Source organism: Thermincola ferriacetica (assembly GCF_001263415.1).
Taxonomy (GTDB): domain Bacteria; phylum Bacillota; class Thermincolia; order Thermincolales; family Thermincolaceae; genus Thermincola; species Thermincola ferriacetica.
The window spans coordinates 1-21,506 of sequence record NZ_LGTE01000030.1 but is presented as its reverse complement, the minus strand read 5'-3'; the positions used below and the strand labels follow the sequence as shown (position 1 = coordinate 21,506).

20 protein-coding genes are annotated in these 21,506 nt (G+C 45.9%); 19 read left to right on the top strand and 1 reads right to left on the bottom strand.

Features of this window, described 5'->3' with window-relative positions:
• The 4 genes from Tfer_RS14085 (at window position 1) to disA (ending at window position 6,331) form a co-directional block, all read left to right on the top strand.
• Window positions 1-2,433, top strand: a complete 2,433-nt coding sequence (locus Tfer_RS14085; RefSeq protein WP_052218951.1) for an ATP-dependent Clp protease ATP-binding subunit — start codon at window positions 1-3, stop codon at window positions 2,431-2,433.
• A gap of 365 nt (window positions 2,434-2,798) precedes the next feature.
• Window positions 2,799-3,761, top strand: a complete 963-nt coding sequence (locus tag Tfer_RS14080; RefSeq protein ID WP_052218950.1) for a PP2C family protein-serine/threonine phosphatase — start codon at window positions 2,799-2,801, stop codon at window positions 3,759-3,761.
• Window positions 3,762-3,880: 119 nt separating this feature from the next.
• Complete coding sequence (gene radA, locus Tfer_RS14075) at window positions 3,881-5,251, top strand: DNA repair protein RadA (protein WP_052218949.1); 1,371 nt, start codon at window positions 3,881-3,883, stop codon at window positions 5,249-5,251.
• Window positions 5,252-6,331, top strand: coding sequence for a DNA integrity scanning diadenylate cyclase DisA (gene disA, locus Tfer_RS14070; protein WP_013119163.1), 1,080 nt, complete (start codon window positions 5,252-5,254; stop codon window positions 6,329-6,331).
• A 92-nt stretch (window positions 6,332-6,423) separates the two neighbouring features.
• On the opposite strand, the gene Tfer_RS14065 is transcribed toward disA, so the two are convergent.
• Window positions 6,424-6,819, bottom strand: a complete 396-nt coding sequence (locus tag Tfer_RS14065) for a nucleoside triphosphate pyrophosphohydrolase family protein (RefSeq protein ID WP_013119164.1) — start codon at window positions 6,817-6,819, stop codon at window positions 6,424-6,426.
• Window positions 6,820-7,027: 208 nt separating this feature from the next.
• On the opposite strand from Tfer_RS14065, the gene Tfer_RS14060 reads away from it, so the two are divergent.
• The 15 genes from Tfer_RS14060 (at window position 7,028) to Tfer_RS13990 (ending at window position 21,012) form a co-directional block, all read left to right on the top strand.
• Window positions 7,028-7,504 carry a CarD family transcriptional regulator gene (locus Tfer_RS14060; RefSeq protein ID WP_052218948.1) on the top strand — a complete coding sequence of 159 codons (477 nt, stop codon included), beginning with the start codon at window positions 7,028-7,030 and terminating at the stop codon, window positions 7,502-7,504.
• Between the two features lie 139 nt (window positions 7,505-7,643).
• Window positions 7,644-8,786, top strand: a complete 1,143-nt coding sequence (locus tag Tfer_RS14055; RefSeq protein WP_052218947.1) for a PIN/TRAM domain-containing protein — start codon at window positions 7,644-7,646, stop codon at window positions 8,784-8,786.
• Complete coding sequence (gene ispD, locus Tfer_RS14050; RefSeq protein ID WP_083436971.1) at window positions 8,779-9,483, top strand: 2-C-methyl-D-erythritol 4-phosphate cytidylyltransferase; 705 nt, start codon at window positions 8,779-8,781, stop codon at window positions 9,481-9,483. Before Tfer_RS14055 ends, ispD begins: the two co-directional genes overlap by 8 nt.
• Window positions 9,474-9,950 (top strand): 2-C-methyl-D-erythritol 2,4-cyclodiphosphate synthase, encoded by a 477-nt coding sequence (gene ispF / locus Tfer_RS14045; protein ID WP_052218946.1) that lies wholly within the window; start codon window positions 9,474-9,476, stop codon window positions 9,948-9,950. Before ispD ends, ispF begins: the two co-directional genes overlap by 10 nt.
• Window positions 9,951-10,004: 54 nt before the next feature.
• A complete protein-coding gene (locus Tfer_RS14040) occupies window positions 10,005-10,457 on the top strand; it encodes a protease complex subunit PrcB family protein (protein WP_083436970.1) in 453 nt (150 codons plus the stop codon).
• A 219-nt stretch (window positions 10,458-10,676) separates the two neighbouring features.
• On the top strand, window positions 10,677-11,117 hold the full coding sequence (locus Tfer_RS14035; RefSeq protein ID WP_052218944.1) for a hypothetical protein: 441 nt from the start codon (window positions 10,677-10,679) through the stop codon (window positions 11,115-11,117).
• Between the two features lie 114 nt (window positions 11,118-11,231).
• Complete coding sequence (locus Tfer_RS14030) at window positions 11,232-12,404, top strand: hydrogenase small subunit (protein WP_052218943.1); 1,173 nt, start codon at window positions 11,232-11,234, stop codon at window positions 12,402-12,404.
• On the top strand, window positions 12,404-13,963 hold the full coding sequence (locus Tfer_RS14025; protein ID WP_052218942.1) for a nickel-dependent hydrogenase large subunit: 1,560 nt from the start codon (window positions 12,404-12,406) through the stop codon (window positions 13,961-13,963). Before Tfer_RS14030 ends, Tfer_RS14025 begins: the two co-directional genes overlap by 1 nt.
• A gap of 12 nt (window positions 13,964-13,975) precedes the next feature.
• A complete protein-coding gene (locus Tfer_RS14020; RefSeq protein WP_052218941.1) occupies window positions 13,976-14,551 on the top strand; it encodes a cytochrome b/b6 domain-containing protein in 576 nt (191 codons plus the stop codon).
• Between the two features lie 10 nt (window positions 14,552-14,561).
• Complete coding sequence (locus tag Tfer_RS14015; RefSeq protein WP_083436969.1) at window positions 14,562-15,023, top strand: HyaD/HybD family hydrogenase maturation endopeptidase; 462 nt, start codon at window positions 14,562-14,564, stop codon at window positions 15,021-15,023.
• A 280-nt stretch (window positions 15,024-15,303) separates the two neighbouring features.
• Window positions 15,304-15,924, top strand: coding sequence for a TetR/AcrR family transcriptional regulator (locus Tfer_RS14010; RefSeq protein ID WP_052218939.1), 621 nt, complete (start codon window positions 15,304-15,306; stop codon window positions 15,922-15,924).
• 2 nt (window positions 15,925-15,926) lie between these two features.
• The gene (locus tag Tfer_RS14005) at window positions 15,927-17,354 is read left to right on the top strand and encodes a TolC family protein (RefSeq protein WP_052218938.1); all 1,428 of its coding nucleotides are present in this window, start codon (window positions 15,927-15,929) and stop codon (window positions 17,352-17,354) included.
• 15 nt (window positions 17,355-17,369) lie between these two features.
• Window positions 17,370-18,500: an HlyD family secretion protein gene (locus Tfer_RS14000; protein ID WP_052218937.1), complete on the top strand. Its 1,131-nt coding sequence runs from the start codon at window positions 17,370-17,372 to the stop codon at window positions 18,498-18,500.
• A gap of 11 nt (window positions 18,501-18,511) precedes the next feature.
• A complete protein-coding gene (locus tag Tfer_RS13995; RefSeq protein ID WP_052218936.1) occupies window positions 18,512-19,693 on the top strand; it encodes an ABC transporter permease in 1,182 nt (393 codons plus the stop codon).
• 425 nt (window positions 19,694-20,118) lie between these two features.
• Window positions 20,119-21,012: a DUF1002 domain-containing protein gene (locus Tfer_RS13990; RefSeq protein ID WP_083436968.1), complete on the top strand. Its 894-nt coding sequence runs from the start codon at window positions 20,119-20,121 to the stop codon at window positions 21,010-21,012.
• Window positions 21,013-21,506: the final 494 nt, after the last annotated feature.

Sequence of the window (21,506 nt, the reverse complement as noted above, 5' to 3'; positions counted from 1 at the left end):
ATGTTTGCAAGATTTACAGAAAGGGCCCAAAAAGTATTAATGTTGGCCCAGGAGGAAGCGAAACGACTTAATTACACGTACGTTGGTACAGAGCATATTTTACTGGGGTTAATTCAAGAGGGTAGTGGTATTGCTGCAAAAGTACTTTATGAATTAGGCGTTGATTTCAATAAGGTCCGCTCTGAAGTAGAGAAAATGATTGGCAAAGGTGAATTTTACACCTTTGGTGAAATTGGACTTACCCCACGGGCGAAAAAGGTCCTGGAGCTGGCTTTTGATGAAGCTAGAAAACTGGGACACAACTACATTGGTACCGAGCACTTGCTATTGGGGCTCATCAGGGAAGGAGAAGGTGTCGCTGCTCGGGTTTTGCACAACTTGGGCGTAGATTTTCAAAGTGTGCAAAAGAGTGTCATCAGCATGCTGGGTACAGCGCAGCCTCATGGCGGTCCGGCTCAACCTGGTAAGAAGCAAGCCAACACGCCAACTTTAAACGAATTCGGGCGTGATTTAACTGAGATGGCCAGGGAAGGAAAGCTCGATCCCGTAGTTGGCCGGGAAAAGGAAATTGAAAGAGTGGTCCAGGTGTTGAGCAGGCGGACCAAAAACAATCCAGTTTTAATTGGTGAACCGGGTGTTGGGAAGACAGCTATTGCCGAGGGATTGGCGCAAAGGATTATTGCCGGTAATGTACCGGAAACATTGAACGACAAAAGGGTTGTAACGCTTGACATGGCTTCGGTGGTGGCGGGTACAAAATTCAGGGGGGAATTTGAAGACCGCCTGAAAAAGGTTATTGATGAAATCAGGGCTGCCGGGAACGTGATCCTTTTTATTGATGAATTGCATACCCTGATTGGCGCTGGAGCGGCCGAAGGCGCTATCGATGCTGCTAACATTTTAAAACCTGCTTTAGCCAGAGGAGAATTACAGTGTATCGGCGCTACCACGCTGGATGAGTACAGAAAGCACATTGAACGGGACCCGGCATTGGAACGCCGGTTCCAACCCATTACTGTTGATGAGCCGACGGTAGAAGAGTCAATAGACATTCTTAAAGGCTTGCGGGACAGGTATGAGGCTCATCACCGGGTCCAGATTACAGACGAGGCTATTAACAGCGCTGTCAGGCTTTCAGACCGGTATATTACTGACCGGTTCCTGCCTGACAAGGCTATTGACCTTATTGATGAAGCTGCTTCCAGGGTAAGACTGCAGACTTTTACCGTACCGCCGGATGTGAAAAAGCTGGAAGCAGAGTTGGAGGAAATAAAGAAAGAAAAAGAAGCCGCCATTTCAGCTCAGGAGTTTGAAAAGGCTGCCGGTTTGAGGGATAAAGAACAAAAACTCAAAGCCAAACTGGAAGATACCAAAAAAGGCTGGGAAGAGAAGAAAGGATTGGCAAAGAAGGCAGTAACAGAAGACGATATAGCTCATATTGTTTCCTCCTGGACCGGGATTCCTGTCAGTAAACTGGCCCAGGAAGAAACAACCCGCCTGTTAAATATGGAAGAAATATTGCATCAGCGGGTAATTGGGCAAGATGAAGCGGTCAAAGCTGTAAGTCGTGCTGTTCGCCGGGCCAGAGCAGGGTTAAAGGATCCCAAGCGGCCCATCGGTTCCTTCATTTTCCTTGGCCCCACCGGTGTGGGTAAAACTGAGTTAGCCCGGGCTCTTGCGGAGGCTTTGTTCGGCGATGAGGATGCCATGGTCAGGATTGATATGTCTGAATATATGGAAAAACACGCGGTATCCAGGCTGGTTGGAGCTCCTCCGGGGTATGTTGGCTACGATGAAGGTGGGCAGCTAACAGAGGCTGTCCGCAGAAAACCATATTCCGTAGTATTGCTGGATGAAATAGAGAAGGCCCATCCGGAAGTTTTCAACATTCTTCTGCAGGTACTGGAAGACGGAAGGCTCACTGATGCTAAGGGAAGAACCGTGGATTTCAGGAATACCGTGATTATCATGACCTCCAACGTCGGAGCGCATCTGATTAAAAAAGAAGCTACTCTTGGGTTCAAGACAACAGCCCAGGACACCAATTATGACAACATGAGAGAACGGGTTACCGGCGAGCTTAAGCGCACATTCCGGCCGGAATTCCTGAACAGGATTGACGAAATAATTGTTTTCCATTCCCTCAAAAAAGAGCATATTAAGAAGATAGTTGAACTGATGCTCAAAGAAGTTGCCGAACGGATGAAAGAGAATGATATAGAATTAGAAGTCACAGACGAGGCCAAAGAACTTTTGGCCAAAGAAGGATTTGACGAGATGTATGGGGCCAGACCGTTGCGGCGGGCTATTCAGAAAACAGTGGAAGATCAACTTTCCGAAGAATTTTTAAAAGGGACTTTCAAACCGGGTGATAAAGTAGTAGTTACTGCGAAAGACGGACAAATTGTGGTAAGTAAGGCAGTTGTTGTTTGATTAAGGGGGTGTTTTTCACCCCCTTCAATTTGTAGACAAAATTACCACGATTGAGGGGAGCTTAAATAATTTTTCCGCTCCGGTATTTTCAGGCCGGGCTATAGGAGGGGTGGGTGGGGTAGCCCAGTCACCCCACCCACCCCTCCATAAAAACCGGCGGATTAAAGTAGAACCCCGCTTCAGAAAATATTTCAGTTCTCCAAATTTATCCGAGAGACCTTTGTCGACAGCTTGAAAGGGGGTAAAAAACCCCCTTTTTTTGTGGACGCGGGAAAAAAATGCAGGTAATTGGTAAATTATGTCGAAAGATTATTAAAAAAGATTGGCCAAGCCTATAGCAGTCGGTTCCTTTTGGAGGGGCTAAGATGACTGATGAGGAGAAGACGAGGGAACAATTAATCGAAGAATTAAAACTGATGCGCAGGTTGGTAGAGCTGTTTACTTTAACTCCTTTGTGTAAAAGCAATGATAGGCTTTTTCCCATCCAGGCCTTAGTTGAGGATATTGCTGACCGGGAGAAGGCTGAAGAGGCGCTTAGGCTGATTGAAAAACGGTACAGGGATATTGTGGAAGAAATAGTGCAAAAAGACCGCCGGATTCAAAAGGAACTGCAGTTAGCCAATACTATTCAGTCAAGCCTATTTCCGGTCAACCTGCCGCAGGTTCCGGGAGCTACACTTGCTGCCACGGCTGTATCTGCCAATGAAGTAGGCGGAGATTATTGTGACCTCTTTGTAACAAAAAACAAAAAATTAGGCATAGCTATCGGCGATGTTATGGGCAAGGGTGTGCCGGCTGCCTTGTTTGTTGCCATGACCTATGCTTTTGTCCGCAATTACGCTTTTGACCTGGATAGCCCCAGCGCCTTGGTTAACCGGGTAAACAGAAGCTTATTTCCTCAGTTGGAATTTGCCGAGCAGTTTATTACTTTCTTTTACGGTCTATACAATCCTGAAACAAGAGAACTCAGGTACGCTAATGCCGGGCACAACCCGCCAATTATATACCGGGCCGATAAGGATGAATGTGAAAAACTGAAACTGAGGGACTTTTTCATGGGTGGACGTCAAGATGCCCAGTACAGGGAAGGGGCTTGCATATTAAATCCCGGTGATGTAACACTTTTTTATACCGACGGTTTAAAAGAAGCTAGAAACAGGGCTAAGGAACAGTTTGGTATGGAACGGATAACGAAATTATTGAAGGAAAGTCATATATATGACCCGGCCAGCATTCAGGAACTGATTTCCTATGAATTTATGGACTTTCTGGCAGGAGAGCCGCCTTGCGATGATGTGACTATGATCGTGATTAAAATAGACGGTTAAAAAATTATAATAAAATATGACAGGTAACTAAGGCAATGATTGTATTGTTAAGAATGTATCAAAGTGATATAATATTATGATATAACATTATGTTAAGTACAATTGGAAGGATTGATAGGGTGAGCCGGGTTAGAGTTCGATTCTGTTGTCAGGAATGCGGGTTTGAAAGCCTGAAATGGCTTGGACGCTGTCCTTCTTGTGAATCTTGGAACAGCTTTGTTGAAGAACCGTTGCCTGCCAAGAAGGGTGCTGCGGGAAGCGGGAATTTACAAATGTCCGGCCAACCCGTTTCTATAAACGATGTTGTAACGGTGGAAGAGATAAGATACTGTACCGGTATTGGGGAATTAGACCGGGTCCTTGGTGGTGGTATTGTTCGTGGTTCCCTCATATTAATTGGCGGCGACCCGGGTATAGGCAAATCTACCCTGGGGCTGCAGGCGGCCAGCGCCATCAGTATAAAGACTGGCCGGGTTCTTTACGTTTCCGGAGAAGAATCTATTCACCAGACTAAGCTGCGGGCGCTCCGGTTGGGGGCGGCTTCCCCGGACCTATACATAGTATCGGAAACGAGTTTAGAGGGAATCTTAAGACATATTGAAAAGTTACAGCCCAACCTGGTGGTGGTTGATTCAATACAAACAGTATTTACGGAGGAAGTACATGCTGCTCCCGGCGGTGTCAGCCAGGTCAGAGAGTGCACGGCTCACCTGATGCGGTTGGCCAAATCAACAGGTATCCCCGTTTTTATCGTCGGGCATGTGACCAAAGAGGGGTACCTGGCGGGGCCACGGGTTCTGGAGCATATGGTAGATACCGTCCTGTATTTTGAAGGTGACCGTCATCATAATTTCCGGGTATTAAGGGCCGTAAAAAACCGCTTTGGCTCCACCAATGAAATTGGTGTTTTCGAAATGGGGGAACACGGTTTAGTTCCGGTAGCAAACCCGTCTGAAATTTTTTTGGCTGAAAGAACTCCCGGTGCTACGGGATCTGTCGTGATTCCTGCCGTGGAAGGGACCAGGCCTGTGTTGGTTGAGGTTCAGGCCCTGGTTTCACCTAGCAATTTCGCTGCGCCCCGCCGGATGACCAAAGGAATAGACCACAATCGCGTTTCTTTATTGGCTGCCGTATTGGAGAAACGCGTTGGCCTGCATTTGGCTAACCAGGACATATTTGTCAATGTTGTCGGCGGTGTTAAGCTGGATGAACCGGCTATAGACCTGGGACTTGTGGCCGCTATAGCGTCCAGCCTGAAGGAGGTCCCGGTCAATCCCCAGACGCTGGTTGTGGGAGAAGTGGGGCTGACAGGTGAAGTAAGGGCTGTTGGGCAACTGGAAAAGCGGGTTAAAGAAGGGGCTAAACTTGGCTTTAAGCATATAATTGCTCCGGGCGGGAATAAAGTCCAGAGCCTTGAGGTTAATGGGATTAATATAATTCCTGTCAAATCGGTGGCCGAAGTAATGGATATAATTTTGGGGGGTGATTAATTGAAAGAAGAAGTTTTGCTTGATGAGGAATTTCTTAAGGCTATCAGGATTTTAGCGCCGGGTACCCCGCTTAGGGAAGGGTTGGAAAATATTCTTAAAGCCAAGACAGGCGCTTTGATTGTAATTGGCGATTCCCCCCAGGTGCTGGATATAGTGGAAGGCGGTTTTGATATCAGTACAGATTTGACTCCTGCTAACCTCTATGAGCTGGCGAAAATGGACGGAGCTATTATTCTAAGCCATGATGCCAAGAAAATATTATTTGCCAATACCCAGTTAATTCCTGACCCTAATATTCCTTCCCAGGAAACGGGAATCAGACATCGGACGGCTGAGAGGGTTACCAGGCAAACAGGAGCCTTAGTTATATCAATTTCTCAGCGGCGTAGTGTTATTACTCTGTACAAAGGAACAACCAAGTATGTATTGCGGGATATCAATGTAATTTTGGCTAAAGCAAACCAGGCCCTACAAACTCTGGAGAAATATAAGGTCGTACTGGATAAAGCTTTGGCCACCTTAAGCACCCTGGAATTCCAAGACCTAGTAACTTTGTATGATGTGGCCAAAGTTGTACAAAGAACAGAAATGGTTGTCCGAATAGTGAAAGAAATAGAGACTTATATCAGTGAACTTGGCACCGAAGGGCGCCTCATCAGTATGCAGTTGGAGGAACTGGTTGCCGATGTAGAGGATGACGGGTTATTAATTATACAGGACTATTACCAGGTAGAGGATAAAAAACCGGAAGATATATTAGCCACTATTGGACAGTGGAGTTCGGAAGATTTGCTGGACTTGACCCTGATATGCCGGGCTTTGGGTTATACGGGAAGCGCAAGTATTCTGGACCAATCTGTTTCACCGAGAGGATACCGGATACTGTACAAGATACCACGCCTGCCCTGGCCTGTAATTGAAAACCTGGTAAACAATTTCAAATCGTTGCAGCGCATTTTAAATGCTTCCATTGAAGAACTGGATGACGTGGAGGGCATTGGCGAAGTGCGGGCCCGGGCTATTAAAGAGGGTCTTAAGAGATACCGCGACCAAGTTCTCTTGGATAGACACCATTTTTAAGGCTGACAAAAGGAGAAGCGAAACATTAAGGCCCATACCGGGTTTTACCCGTATGGGCCTTCTCAGCTATATGAAGAGATTTGAGTAATAAACTATGTAAAATTGAATACCCTTAATGTAGAGAGCTTTTTATGCTCTTTAATAAAAATGTCGTACAAATTGAGGTCTAACAGGTTACAAAGCGCCGCCAGGTAAAATAAAGACCTGCCAATTTCCGTTTCGACAATTTCCCGGCAGTTTTCACAAAGCGCTCCTTCTAAATGTGAGTCTGTATATGCCTTTAAATCGGCTAGAGTTGCACCGGCCGGTATTTCCTTTTTTTCGGCCTTTATTTTTGTACAACCGCAGTTGGTAACGGATTTTGTAACAGCTCTGTTTATTCTGGAACCGGCCTCCTGAGATTTGGACAACACATCAAGAATGCTATGGTGCCTGATTAACAGCTCTGCGACAGTATTTTGAAATTCGTCGCAAAGTAAATCTTTCATTGCTCGTTTCCTCCCCAAGCGCTCAGTTTTGGCAAACCCTTCCTGGCTTTAATTATACGTGCGGGGTTATTGCCCTGTCAATGGCTAAGCTATCTAAAAATAGTTATTGACTTACCAAAGGCCTTGTGATATAATCATATATTTATTTGACATTAATGTATTATTATGCTATACTTGAAAGGAAACGATTCTTGTAGGAGGTAAACTGATGTTCAATATTGGGGATAAGGTCGTGTACCCCATGCACGGCGCCGGTATTATAGAAGCCATCGAAGAAAAAGAAGTTTTGGGCGAAGTACGCAGCTATTATGTAATGCGCTTGCCTATTGGGGATATGAAGGTTATGATACCGACCAGTAATGTGAAGGATTTAGGTTTGCGGCAGGTAATTGACGAGGAAGGTGTACAGCGGGTCTTGAATATTTTAAGTGAAAAAGATACTGCCATGTCTGCAAATTGGAATAAACGGTACCGTACCAATATGGAAAAGATTAAAAGCGGAAATATTTTTGAAGTGGCTGAAGTTGTGAGAAACCTCATGCGACGTGACCAGGAAAAGGGATTATCCACGGGTGAGCGGAAAATGCTGGAAAATGCCCGCCAGATTTTAATCAGTGAGTTGGTTTTGGCACGGGGAGTTAAAGAGGAAAAAGTTCAATCAATGTTGGATGAGGTATTTGCATAATACGTCAGATTTGCTGACGTATTATTCCTTTTTCAACCCTGACAGAATTCTACACGATTTGCTTGCCAGAAGATATATGGTGGCGTATAATGGTAGCAATGGTGGGGAACTACTTTTTTTTGAAAGGGGGGAAATGAGAATGCTTAAAAAAATTCTTAGGGGCATTATCATATTTTTATTTTTGGGAGCCGGTTTTACACTAAGTTTATATAATACTCCGCATAGGATTGGCGACCTTGTTATTGATTCTCCTGTGATGCGGTATGGGATAATCGGATTGATTACCGGCTTAAGCGGACTTATAGGTATATTATTGGCCCCGACTTTGGTAACAAGGATTATTGCAACCACTTCCTGGATAGAACAAAGGCTGAATAAAATGTCTATGCAGGAGATAGTGGGGGGAGCTCTTGGACTCATATTCGGGTTGGTTATTGCTACTTTGCTGGGCAGCGCTATTTCCTGGATTCCGTGGGTATGGGTAAGCGGAGTCCTGAAAATTTTGGTTACCGTTTTGCTGGGGTATTTGGGTTTAAGCATCGGGACCAAAAGGAAAGAAGAATTGCTGGGGTTTTTACCACGTTTCGGCAAAGAGAAGCCAGCCAAGATTGACGCAAAAACAGATTTAGCATATAAAATTCTTGATACCAGTGTTATTATCGACGGGAGAATTGCGGATATTTGCAAAAGCGGTTTTATCGAAGGGACGCTGATTATTCCTACATTTGTTCTCGAGGAACTCAGACATATAGCCGATTCCTCTGATGCTCTTAAAAGAAACAGGGGGCGCAGAGGCCTGGATATTTTAAATAAAATTCGCAAAGAACTTGATGTAATGGTCCGAATATACGAACAGGATTTTGAAGATTTGTCTGAAGTGGATACCAAGCTGGTCCGGCTGGCGCAAATTCTACAGGGTAAGATTATTACCAATGATTTCAACCTCAATAAAGTTGCGGAATTGCACGGCGTAAAAGTGCTGAATATAAACGAACTGGCCAATGCTGTAAAACCAATTGTCCTCCCCGGGGAAGAGATGATGGTGCAGGTCATTAAGGACGGCAAAGAAATGGGCCAGGGGGTTGCTTATCTGGATGATGGGACCATGATTGTTGTCGACGGTGGCAAAAAATTTATCAACCAAACCATTGGGGTCCTTGTAACCAGTGTACTGCAAACGGCAGCGGGCCGTATGATATTTGCCAAGCCGAAACAGGGAAAACATCCTGAAAGTATGGAGACATCAGTACCCAACTTTGACGAGGTGAATATGATTGGCTGACAAATGTGTGGCGATAATTCCTGCCGCCGGTCAGGGTAAACGGATGAATGCCTCCGTTAATAAACAATTTTTGTCCTTGCAAGGTATGCCTGTTATAGTGCATACCTTGCGGGTTTTTGACGAGTGTGCGGCAGTGGACGAAATTATCCTGGTAGCGGCGGCCGGGGAAGAACATCTTTACCGGAAATTGATAACGGAGTATGAAATCAGGAAATTAACCGGTATTGTAACGGGAGGCCGAGAAAGGCAGGATTCCGTTTACAACGGGGTATTAAGCATACGGGGAGATTGTGAAATCGTTATTATCCACGATGGGGCCAGGCCGCTTATTACCCAGGACCTTATTCTTAAAACTATTGCCGCTGCCCAAGAAACCGGGGCAGCCGTTGTTTGTGTGCCTGTAAAAGATACCATCAAAGTAGTTGGGGAAAACCAAAGGGTGAAAAAAACCCTGGACAGGCAGTTGTTATGGCAGGCCCAAACCCCGCAGGCGTTCAGGTACGGTATTTTTATTGAAGCTATTGAATCTGCCCGCGCTGATCGTTTTATGGGGACAGACGATACCAGCTTAGTGGAACGTTTGGGTGGCGATGTCAAGGTAGTGCTGGGTTCTTATGAAAATTTGAAAATCACTACGCCTGAAGATTTAATTCTTGCTGAGGCGATTATGGCGAGGAGGAATAAACAGTGCGGATAGGCATAGGATATGACGTACACCGTTTGGTGCCCGGCAGGCCCCTTATTCTTGGCGGAGTTAACATTCCGTATGAAAAGGGGTTGTTAGGCCATTCTGATGCTGATGTTTTAATTCATGCTATTATGGACGCACTGCTTGGCGCAGCCGGGGAGGGTGATATTGGCCGGCACTTTCCCGATTCTGATGAGGCTTATAAAGGTATCTCCAGTCTTCTTTTGCTGAAACGGGTGGCGCAGGTTATTCGTGATAAAGGGTACGAAGTGAACAACGTAGACAGCATTATTATTGCTCAGAAGCCCAAAATGGCGCCTTACATAGAGCAAATGGTGCAAAATATTGCCGGTATTTTGCAGGTTAATGCAGCAGGTATAAATGTAAAAGCTACCACAACAGAAGGTCTTGGCTTTACCGGTTCAGGTGAAGGTATCGCCGCCCAGGCGGTGGCAACGATTATAAAAAATGAATAATAGTGGCAGATGAACAAATAATATACCTAGCTACTGGTGTAACGGGGTGATAGCATGAGGTTAGTTCGCCTATTAACAGGAGTGATTTTACTGTTGACCGTTATTGGTTGTCAACCTGGCGAAGGAGATAAGGTAGATATCAGTAAGGTATCCGATATAGGGTTTCATGTGCTGCAGGATAAAGAGATTCCACAGCGGATAAAAAATTTTCTGGAAAATAACAAGGAAATTGAACAAGCCATGCTGGTGGACGATGACGGAACTTTTTATGCGGTAATTACCAGAGGCCGAAAAAACACGGGCGGGTACGGGGTGGAAATAGAAAAGATTACTTTACGCCTTGTTGACGGTAATAGCAAGCTTACTGTTTATGTCAGATATACCGACCCCAAGCCGGGAAGTGTGGTGACGCAAGCCTTGACCTACCCCCACCTGGTAGCTGAGGTTAATCTGAAACAAAAACCGCAGGAAATAAAGTTTGACATTAAAACTAAAAACCAGCGATAGAACTTAATTCAAAAAGATATTAGTGACTATTTTGCCCTGGCGGGAATTAACTGCCAGGGTTTTTGTTAATTACGTTTTTCTTTAAACTGTAGTAGTAAACGGTGTAGCCTGGTATTAATTTCAAAGAGAAAAATTCAGAATTATGTTGAAATAACGGACTATTTGTGATATTAATAAAAATAGTAGCAATTTTTGTATTTTACTGGGAAGGAGATTACTGTGGGTAAAGAGAGGATTGCAGAAACTGATTTATCCAGAGCCCAGTTTTTTTCTTATTTATATAAAAAAGGTCTTGAAATAGGTACCGATGTGGTGGGAAAATTTATTGATTCTTACAAAGAATTCAGTGGAAGCAGCGAATGGACAAAGCTTACGGCAGCAAACGAACTTACTGAGGTTCCGAAATTATTTATAAGAAAAACTAAAGGGATAGTGGTCGTACCTTTTCAGACAGGAAAGATTAAGGCGTTTTTGGCTAATTGCCCGGACGATCATTTTTTAATGCATTTCGATGCCGGGCGACTAATTTTGCAGTGCCCAATATGTCAAAAAGCCTTTTATCTTGGAAATTCCGGACAGGAAGGTGAGGGGATTAGCGGGCTTGTCGAACTGCCGGTTAGGGTTGCTGACGGTTACCTGTCAGTAATGCTTTCCGCATAAAAACTTAATAAGTGTAGGGGGTGACACAGGCAAGATTGTAGCAGGTCTTATAACAAGGGTTAATTTTTTTGTTTGTTTGTTATGTATTGAAATGAAGGCGGAGGTGTTTAGAAATTGTCTATTGAAAAAATTTGGGCCAAAGGTGTTACCCGAAGGGATTTCATCAAGCTCTGCAGCGCTGCGGCTGCTGCTTTGGGTCTTAGTGAAACCATGGTCCCTAAATTTGTATCAGCCGCTGAAAAAGCGGCAAAAAAACCCCCTGTAATCTGGTTGGAGGGGCAAGATTGTGCCGGCTGTACCGAATCTTTTGCTTCCAATCTCAATCCCGGTACTGCTGAAGTTCTACTGGATACCATATCGCTAAGGTATCACGAAACCTTGATGGCCGGCACAGGCGATGTTGCCGAGCATGCCCTGGAACAAACCCTGGAAGAGGGCAATTACATTTTGGTTGTTGAAGGTTCCATTCCGACCGTTGACGACCGTTTCTGTGTAATTGGGGGTAAACCGTTTAGAGAGACATTACTGAAAACTGCGGAAAAGGCTGCTGCAATTATTGCTTTTGGCACCTGCTCTGCATACGGCGGTATTAATGCCGCGGCGCCGACTAAATCTGTCGGTGTACAAAGTATTGTTAAAGACAAGCCGGTTATCAATCTCCCCGGTTGTCCCGGTAAGCCCAGCAGGCTTGTAGCTACCCTGCTGTATTACCTGTCTACCGGCAACCTACCGCAAATGGACAAATATAATCGCCCTCTGGCATTTTACGGCAAATTGCACCATGACAACTGTCCAAGACGGGGGCATTTTGAAGCCGGTCATTTTCTGACCGACTGGAATGACCCTAAACAGGTGGACTGGTGCTTACTACTTGTAGGCTGTAAAGGGCCCAAGACCTATACCGATTGCCCGCAGGTATGGTGGAATGACGGGGCCAGTTATTGTGTAAATGCCGGTTCTCCCTGCTCAGGCTGTACACAACCCGAATACTATGCCGGATTTGCGCCGCTTTACGTTAAACAGGAAAACTTCATGATGCCCGGTGTTGCCGGTATTAGTGCCGACACTGTCGGTAAAGTTTTAGGCGGCGCTACGGCCGTGGGCCTTGGTGCTCACTTGGCGGGAAGTGTGGCTGCAGGAAGGTTATCTAAAAATAAACGTAGCCATAATGAACCCCTTACTTTGAAAGAAGAAAAAGAAGCTGTTTCCGTGAAGAACAAGTCTGCCAATAACCAAAGGGAAATTGCAAAGGACCATACTCTGAAAGGTAAAGGGGGTAGGGATTAATGGCACAAAAAATTGTAATTGATCCCGTGACGAGAATTGAAGGCCACCTTAGGGTGGAAGTGGAAATAGAGAATGGCGTGGTCAAAGATGCCTGGTCCAGTGGTACTATGTTCAGGGGCTGGGAAGTTCTTTTGCAGGGTAAAGACCCGCGGGATGCCACTTATGTAACGGAAAGGGTTTGCGGCGTTTGCGCCGGATCTCATGGCTGGGGTTCCTCTCTGGCGCTGGATGATGCATTCGGGGCGCAGGTTCCCGACGCAGGAAGGATTTTGAGAAACCTGATGCTGGGAGCCATGTGGCTGCATGACCATCCGCTCCATTTCTATCATTTATGCGCTCTCGATTATATTGATGTAATGGCTGTTGCCAACTACAAGGGAAATGATCCCGGGCTTCTGGCCGTAAAAGATAAAATTGTTAAGCTGGTTCAGGCCGGAGATGCCGCACCTTTGACTCCGCGTTACGAACCTGACCAATACTGTGTTAACGACCCCGAACTGGCCACTGTTGCCGTGTCTCATTATTTGAAGGCTTTGGAAATGCAGGCCAAAGCCAAGAAAATGTCTGCTCTGTTCGGTGGTAAGCAACCCCACCAGTCCAGTATTATTGTAGGAGGGGTAACCTGTTACCCCAACCCGCAGTTGGTTGCTCAGTTCCGCTCCCTATTGATGGAACAAATTGAGTACCTGGAGAACATTTACTACAAAGATGTAATTGCCTTTGGTACCGGTCCGCTTTTACCGCTGGCACAGTCGGGGTTGGGCGGAGGTAAGCCGAACTATCTGGCTTTCGGTGGTTTCCCACAAGACTCTGAAGGTAAAGACCTGTTCTTTAAGCGGGGTCTCATCCTGAACGGTAACCTGTCTCAGGTAATGGAAGTAAATATAGACAAGATTACCGAGGAAGCTAAGTACGCTTGGTATGCCGTGGAAGAGCCTCTGACACCGCTGAAGGGGAATACCGAGCACAAGCTGGACAAGCCTGACGCTTATTCCTTCATCAAGGCGCCCAGGTATGACGGCGAGATCCTTGAAGTAGGACCGCTGGCCAGAATGATGGTTATGCAGCCAAAAGCATTTATGGACCTGGTTGAGAAATATAAAATTAAGCCAGGTGTTGTGGCACGCCATGCTGCCAGAGCCGTGGAAACTATCATGCTTGCTCATAAGATGGTTGAGTGGCTGGACGAACTCGAAAGTTTAATGAACCGGGGAGAAGTGAGAATCCACGATACGGCGCACTGGGAAGTTCCTGAATCGGCTCAGGGAGCGGGTTTACTGGAAGCTCCCAGGGGAGCGCTGGCTCATTATATCGACATTAAGGACAAGAAGATTGCTAACTACCAGATGGTGGTTCCGTCTACCTGGAACCTGTCCCCACGGGATAATAAAGGCAACCGGGGACCTGTTGAAGAGGCGTTAATCGGAGTTCCTGTTCCGGATCCGAAGAACCCCATTAATCTAGCGCGGGTAATCAGGTCTTTTGACCCATGCATTTCCTGTGCCGTTCACCTCATTGAACCTAACACCAACGAAATTCTCAAATTCAAAATCAGTTAGGGGTGAAGCACAATGGCCAAAGCATCTGACCATCCGTTTCCACACAGGTTTTTCCATATGATCAACCTGATCAGTATGGCTATGCTGACCGTAACCGGTTTTTATATCCACTACCCTTTTACCGGCGGATATATGTGGTTGGCCCGTTTCCTGCACTTTGTGTTCATGTACGTTATTTTACTGAACCTTGGGGCCCGGATATATTATGCCGTTTTTGGCAAGTATAGTGATGGCCGGGAGTTTATTATTACTAAACAGGACATTAAAAACATCTGGCCCATGATAAAATACTACCTTTTTATAGGCCCCCATGTGCAGACAGGGAAATACAACCCGTTGCAAAAAATGAGTTACGTTGTGGTTGTTTTTGCCATCATCTTCCAGGGGATTACCGGTTTTGCCCTTTATTGGCCGGTGGCCTTAAGCGGCGTTGTTGATTTCCTGGGGGGCATAGCCAGTGTTCGGGTAATTCATTATGGTATGATGTGGTTCTTTATTGTATTTACCGGTATCCATTTCTATCTCAGTTTCACTGAATCGATTGCTGCTGTGAAGCTGATGATGCTGGGAATTGCTGACGAAGAATAGGTGAATGGGTTTGCAGAAAATCGTTGTTTTGGGAGTGGGCAATATCCTTTTCCAGGATGAAGGGGTGGGTATTCATGTTATCCAGGCCCTGCAAAAGATGAATTTGCCGGAAAACGTTGACGTTATTGAGGGCGGAACTGCCGGGTTGGAACTGCTCCCATTGATTGAGGATTACAGTCACATGATTGTAGTGGATGCAGTGAATGCCGGAGAAAAACCCGGTACCTTGTTCAGGTTTAAGCCTGACGATGTTACGGGATTTCCCGGCAATATAGAAACTTCGGTGCATCAATTGGGGTTACTGGAAGTGCTGCAAATGGGGAAGCTTATCGGCAAACTGCCTGATACGGTAATTATTGCAGTACAGCCCAAATCTTTTGACTGGGGTATGGAGCTTACTCCGGAACTGCAGGCAAAAATGCCGCAGATAATTGATTTGGTTTTCAAAGAAATTAAAAAAATCAACAAATAGGAAGCGGGCCGTGTTTTGCGGCCCGCTTTCAGATTATGGACAAAGGTTATTCTGGCAAATTTGGGGAGGTTAAATGTTTTTCGGAGCGGGGCTCTGGTTTAATCCGCTGTTTTTTTATGGAGGGGTGGGTGGGTTTAAGTCAAATAATTTTATTTTCTCTTGGGGGAAAAATTTTTTGAAAATACGCCTTTGGCTATTGACGGCAAATTGTCAAGAGGGTAAAATAACAAATAAGTCATAACGTGACACGTGCGTCATAAAAATGTACTGAGGTGAAAATATGCGCGGTGATACTGAAAAACTTTCCTTCAAGCAGCGGCAGATTTTGGAACGGGAAGAGCAGATTCTGAACGTTGCCCGGCGCATGTTTGCAGAAAAGGGTTTTTATGGCACCAACCTCAATGACGTTGCCGCAGAAGTGGGGATTGCCAGGGGAACTATTTATCTTCATTTTCCTACCAAGGAGCAATTGCTCGCAGCAATTATAAGAAAGGCCGATGAACAACTGATGGCCCGGTTGAGCGGGGTGATAAAACCGCTGGATGACCCTTTGACGAAGCTGGAAAAAATATTCAGGCAGTATTTGCAAACCTGTCACGAATATGAAGACTTAATCCGGGTAATGTCCCATGAGCTGAGGCGTGCTGTGGGGAGCCGGCTTTATGAAGAAAAGGGAAATAAATCGGTAACGGTTCTGGTGGAAAATACGATTAATGAAGCTAAAGCAAAAGGCCTCGTAGACCCCGAAATAGATACTACTATTGCGTCCCGTGCATTTTTCAGTGTTGTAACGGTGGAAACCTTCAAGGAAGCCCGTGAGGACAAAAATTTATCCGTAGAAAAAATTATAGAATCAGCGCTTAAAATATATTTCCAGGGAATTGCAAGCAGGAGGGAATAACTGTGGCATATCAGAACAGGAGAAGAAAAACGGCAATAATTTTACTGGTTATTTTGTTGTGTGGCCTGACGGCGGGCATCAGTATGGCCGGACAGGATAATAATTCCGGTAATTATAATTTGTCGGCTTTTTCAGGATTTGCCTTGAACGGAACGGGAAATGTTAAGGATACCGTATATGACAGAGCTTATGGTACTACGGCTAACAAATCCGGTAAAGTCCGAAAATTGACCCTGCAGGAAGCGGTAAACCTGGCGATGGAAAACCACCCGGAGATTAAGGCAATCAGTCAGGATGTTTTAATGCGGGAACAGGATTTTGAAAAAGCCCATTACTATGCCGATAAGATTAAAGACGCGGAAGATAAAGCCGAATACGGTGAAGATATGCTCAGACTCTTGCGGGAGCAACTGGCTCTGATTCCTGATCCTAACGACCCGGCCTACAAGCCTACATACGACTATCTGACAGCTCAGATTGCCGAAATTGAGGCTGCCTTAAAAGAGGCGGAGCCGTACAGAATAGATAATTATGAAAATGCCAAAATAGCCTATCTTTATGAGAAACAGGCTGAAACAGGTCTCAAAATAACTAAACTGGCGGAAAAGGTGGTCAGGCAAAAGATTTCTTTACTGGTCAGCAAACAGTATTTTGATGCCATAAAATATCGCAAAATTGAGGAAGTCAAAAAGCTGGCCTATGAAAGAGCTGTCAGGCAGGCCGAAGCGGCTCAGCAGTCTTATGAAGTCGGTTTCCGACCGAAGGATGATTTTCTGCTGGCCAGGGCTCAGGCAGAACTGATGAAGGCGGATTACCAGAAAGCCAGCATGGAGGCGGAAAATGCGGAAACGGAATTAAAAGCCACCATAGGAATAGACCAAACTGTCAAATTAGAACTGGCAGAATGGAAAGAGGACTCTTTACGGCCGGATTTGGAGCGGGATTTAAAACAGGGGTTGGAAAAACGTCTGGAGATTCAAAAGGCGGCAGGCGAACTGGAAGTTGCCAAACTGGGTTTCGAAATAGCCCAAAAGTATCTGGGGCCTGGCACGGTAGACTATGAGCAGGCCAAAATCGGGGTTGCCAAGGCAGAAATTGAGTTAAACAGGCAAAAAACAACAGTGGAGAAGGAAATTCGTGAGGCATACCAAAACCTGCGCAGCACATCCCTGATGAAGGAATCTGTTACCGGTACCGTTGAAAAGGCCAGGGAGAGCGCGTCTATTGCAGAATACCGGTACAGGGAAGGATACGGCATACCTTCGCCCATACTTAAAGCATTAAACGCTGAGGACCTGGCAGGTACCACTGTTGAAGTTCTGGCCGCTGAAGAAAAGCTGCTTGACATTGAAGAGAAGGTAATTGAAATCAATTACAGTTATAATCTGGCCAAAGCTAATTACCTGTTTAGTATTGGTGAGGGTCTCTAAGGGGGGCGACATGGGATGAACAAAAAAAGAGTAGCGTTAATTAGCGTAGCTCTGATAATAACCATTGGCACATTGACCGGTTTTATACTGAACCGTAATGTACATGCCGAAAACGGCCTGGTTGTGACGGGAACGCTGGTAGGCAAGGAAGTTGATATCAATTCCAAAATACCTGGTAGAATTGTGAAGCTTTATGTTTCCGATGGGCAAAAGGTGAAAGCGGGCCAACTTATAGCGAAAATTTCTGATGAAGAACTGCTGGCCAAAAAAGCTCAGGCCCAGGCCCTGGTAGATGCCGCCAAAAGCCAGTTGGATCAGGCTAACCTGGCTGTCGAATTACAGCGGCAGGTAAACCAGACAAACGTGAACAAGGCCATGGGTGCCTATCAGGCCAGTGTTGCTCAGCTTAAGAAAGCCCGCAACGGGGCCAGGACTCAGGAAATAGCCCAGGCTCAGGCGAGTTATGACCTTTGGCTGAAAACTTCCCAACGGGTGCATAAGCTTTATGCCAAAGGAGCCGTGGCTGCGCAGAAGGTGGATGAAGTAGATACCCAGTTAAAGGTTGCCGAAGAAACCCTGAAGATGGCCAAGGAAGGGGCCAGAAAAGAGGATATTGAAGCTGCGGCCGCTATGGCGGAATCGGCAAAGGCCAGTCTGGAACAGGCCAATGCCGGTTTGTTGCAGACCAGCCTTGCGGAAATGAACGTTGCTGCGGCCAAGGCCAAATATGAACAGGCCCTGGCCGGATTAAAAGAAGTGGAGGCTTATTTAAAAGACACCGAAATCAAAGCTCCTGCAGCAGGGGAAGTATCGGTTATCTATGTGGAGAACGGAGAGTTAATTTCTACCGGTATGCCCATTGCCACCATAACTTCTGATGATAGCCTGTGGGTTGAAGTAAAGGTCAGGGAGACAGATTTGGACAAAGTTTCCCTGCACCAGAAAGTGGAGGTGGAATTACCCACCGGGACAACATATCCGGGAGAAGTGGCATGGATTAACCGGAAACCTGATTTTGCTGCCAAAAGGGCAACCGGTGAAAGGGATGACCGTGATATCCTTGCCTATGGCGTAAAAGTGGTAATTAAGGCTAAGGTCCGGGATGCTGTAATTGGACAGTCGGTCCGGGTCAATTTTAGCCGGTAGGGGGCCTTGCCATGCTAAGAATTTTGTTGGAAGCGGCCGGAGAAGAATGGACGGGGCTTTTATCCAGAAAACGCGATTTATTGGTTCTTATAGGCGGCCCCATCTTATATCTGGTGCTGTTTGGTTTTCTTTACTGGCAAAATGTAGTTAACCATATTGATACGGTCATCTGGGACCAGGACAATACATCTTTAAGCCGGATGGTAACGGATAGCTTCCGTGATACCGACAGGTTTAACATTGTCGGGAACGTTGCCAGTCAGGAAGAATTAAGGGAGGCGCTGGATACGGGAAAGGCCAGGGCCGGTATAGTCATTCCCAGGGATTTCATGAAGGATGTGAAAAAGCAGCATACCTCTGAAATATTGGTATGCATAGACGGGACAAACATGATCATCTCCAACGCCGTGGTCAGTTCGGCGCTGGAGGTTGTCCAGACTCTTTCTGCCGGGGTCAGCATAAAAACCATTGAGGGTTCCGGGGTATTGCCGGAAAAAGCTCAAAAAACGGTACTGCCCATAAGTTTTCGGCCCCGGATATGGTATAATCCCACCTTTAGTTACTCTAATTTCCTCCTTTTTGGTTTATTGGGTACGGCTATCCAGCAAATATTGTTATTATTTACTTCGATAACTTTAACCAGGGAAAAAAACAATAGGCATTTGGCACACATGAATCTGGCTGAAACGGGCGCATATATTTTGGGGAAAAGTTTGCCGTACGTAGTGATTAATTATGCCAACTTGAATTTTATTCTGGCTCTTTTGATTTTTGGGTTTGGGTTGACTTTTAAAGGCAGTGTGTTATTGACTCTGCTTTTAGGCGCTGTATTTGTTACTGCCCTGGTGGCATTAGGGGTATTTTTATCCATTGTCTGCAAAAACGAGCTGGAAGCTACCCAAACGTCCATGTTAATTGCGGTACCTTCATTTTTGGTTTCCGGTTTTACCTGGCCTTTACAGGCTATGCCGTTACCTGTCATGATTTTAGCCCGCATTCTGCCCTTGACCTATTTTGTAAATGCTTTGCGGGATATAGCTTTAAAGGGAGTGGGTCTGGAGGTTATCGGGTCCAGTATTTTGTACCTGGCAGGCTTAATCGTAGTATTTTATCCCTTAAGTGTGGTTACCTTTAAACGCAGCTTATCAAAAAACATTGGCGCTCCATTGGCAGGCGAGACGTATACGGGCTAAATTTGTGCCCGTTCCTCATAGCCCATGAACGAATGGAAAAGGGTCCGCCTCTGAATTTCATTCTGGGAATACCCTGTTGAAAAATGTAAGGCCTTTTTCGGCCGGCGGCTGCAATGAGTACATTAAAAATTTCCTTTGGCGATAACAGCGGTCTATGACAGCATAGGGATAAAGGAACTCCCCATGCTGCCATTTTTTTTTGCGCCGGATCGTAAAAGTAAATTGTAATAGCCCAGCATGTTTCGCCGCCTTTCGGAAACATTCACTGTTGGAAGTTCGTCCCAATGAGACGGTTGCATAACTGCGATGCTGGTTGCTATAATAATTCCTATCAGTAAAAAATAGGATATAATTTTTTGTATTACATTTTCGCATTGGTAAATAAATATAAATGTAGGATGGACAAAGTATTAGGAGGTGTGTCAATGTTTACTCATTTCTTGCTGCGCAGATCTATTTCTTTAACCATTATCATTGTATGCTTTTTCCTAGTGCCTGTGGCTGTGGCTTATGCTGATACTTCGCAGGTTATTACTTTTGGGGCAGACCTGAACAGCGAACAAAAGGCGCTGGTGGCCCGGAAATTCGGTGTTAATTTACAAGATACGGCAATTCCCCTGATAGAAGTAACCAATGCGGAAGAGCGGCGTTACCTGCAGGGGTTGGTTCCCAATAAGGTAATTGGTTCTCGGGCCATATCTTCAGCCATGGTAGAGGTATTACCGGCGGGTAGCGGAGTGACAGTGCAAACTCATAATATTACCTGGGTAACCACGGATATGTTTGAAAATGCCGTGGTTACCGCCAAAGTCAAGGACGCCAGGATAATTGCGGCTGCGCCTTTCCCGGTGTCAGGAACTGCTGCCCTTACCGGAATATTCAAGGCTTTTGAAACGGCTACAGGGCAAAAGCTTGACGAGGAATCCAAGAAGACTGCCAACGAAGAACTGGTCAGGACCGGAGAGTTGGGGGAAGCTATCGGCAAGGAAAAAGCAACTGAATTGATGTTAAAGGTAAAGGAGCGGGTCATCGCTGATAAAGTAACGGATCCGGAGCAGATAAAGCAAATAATCATCAATGTTGCCGGTGACTTAAATATTAACCTGACACCGGCCCAAATTGACCAGATCACTCAATTGATGCAAAAAATCAGCAAACTTGATTTGAATATCCGGGACATTTCTTCCCAGTTGCAGGACCTGAAGACAAAACTGGATGATGTGATAGCTCAAAACAAAGAAGTCAAGTCAATCCTGCAGCAAATCCTTGATGCTCTGAACGGGTTAATAGAAAAGATACGGGCTTGGTTTGGGTTATAAAAAAGGGAAGGTAAAACAACCGTTGCTCCGAGGTTACGCCTTCCTGCGGTTGCGGCTGCGGCAGGCTGTGTTTACGGCAGGTTAGGTGGGGTGCCCGGCTACCCGGGAGCTTTGTGCTGCAAAACCTGGCCAGGAAGTCCGCTAACCGCTATGGAGGTAAAACAACCGTTGCTTCGAGGTTACGGGCGGAGACAGTGTAAACTCCGTTCAGTTGAAATCGCTGAACCCGGCCAAATCGTCATCCGTGACTCGTGGCCGGGTTCAGCGATTTCAAGCCTTCACTGTCGTTAACACTGTCTATCGGCCCTCCACCAAGTCGCAACTTATTGTTTTACCTCCATAGCGGTATCTTCTGTTTTCCTTAAAGCGACGGTTGTTTCACCGTACAACGCCTACCAGCAACAAGGAGGGGTGGGTGGGGTTCGCAGGCTACCGTTAAGGAGCGACTGCGCCCGCAAAACCGCAGCCAGGCAGGCAGGGGGTTCCCGCATGTT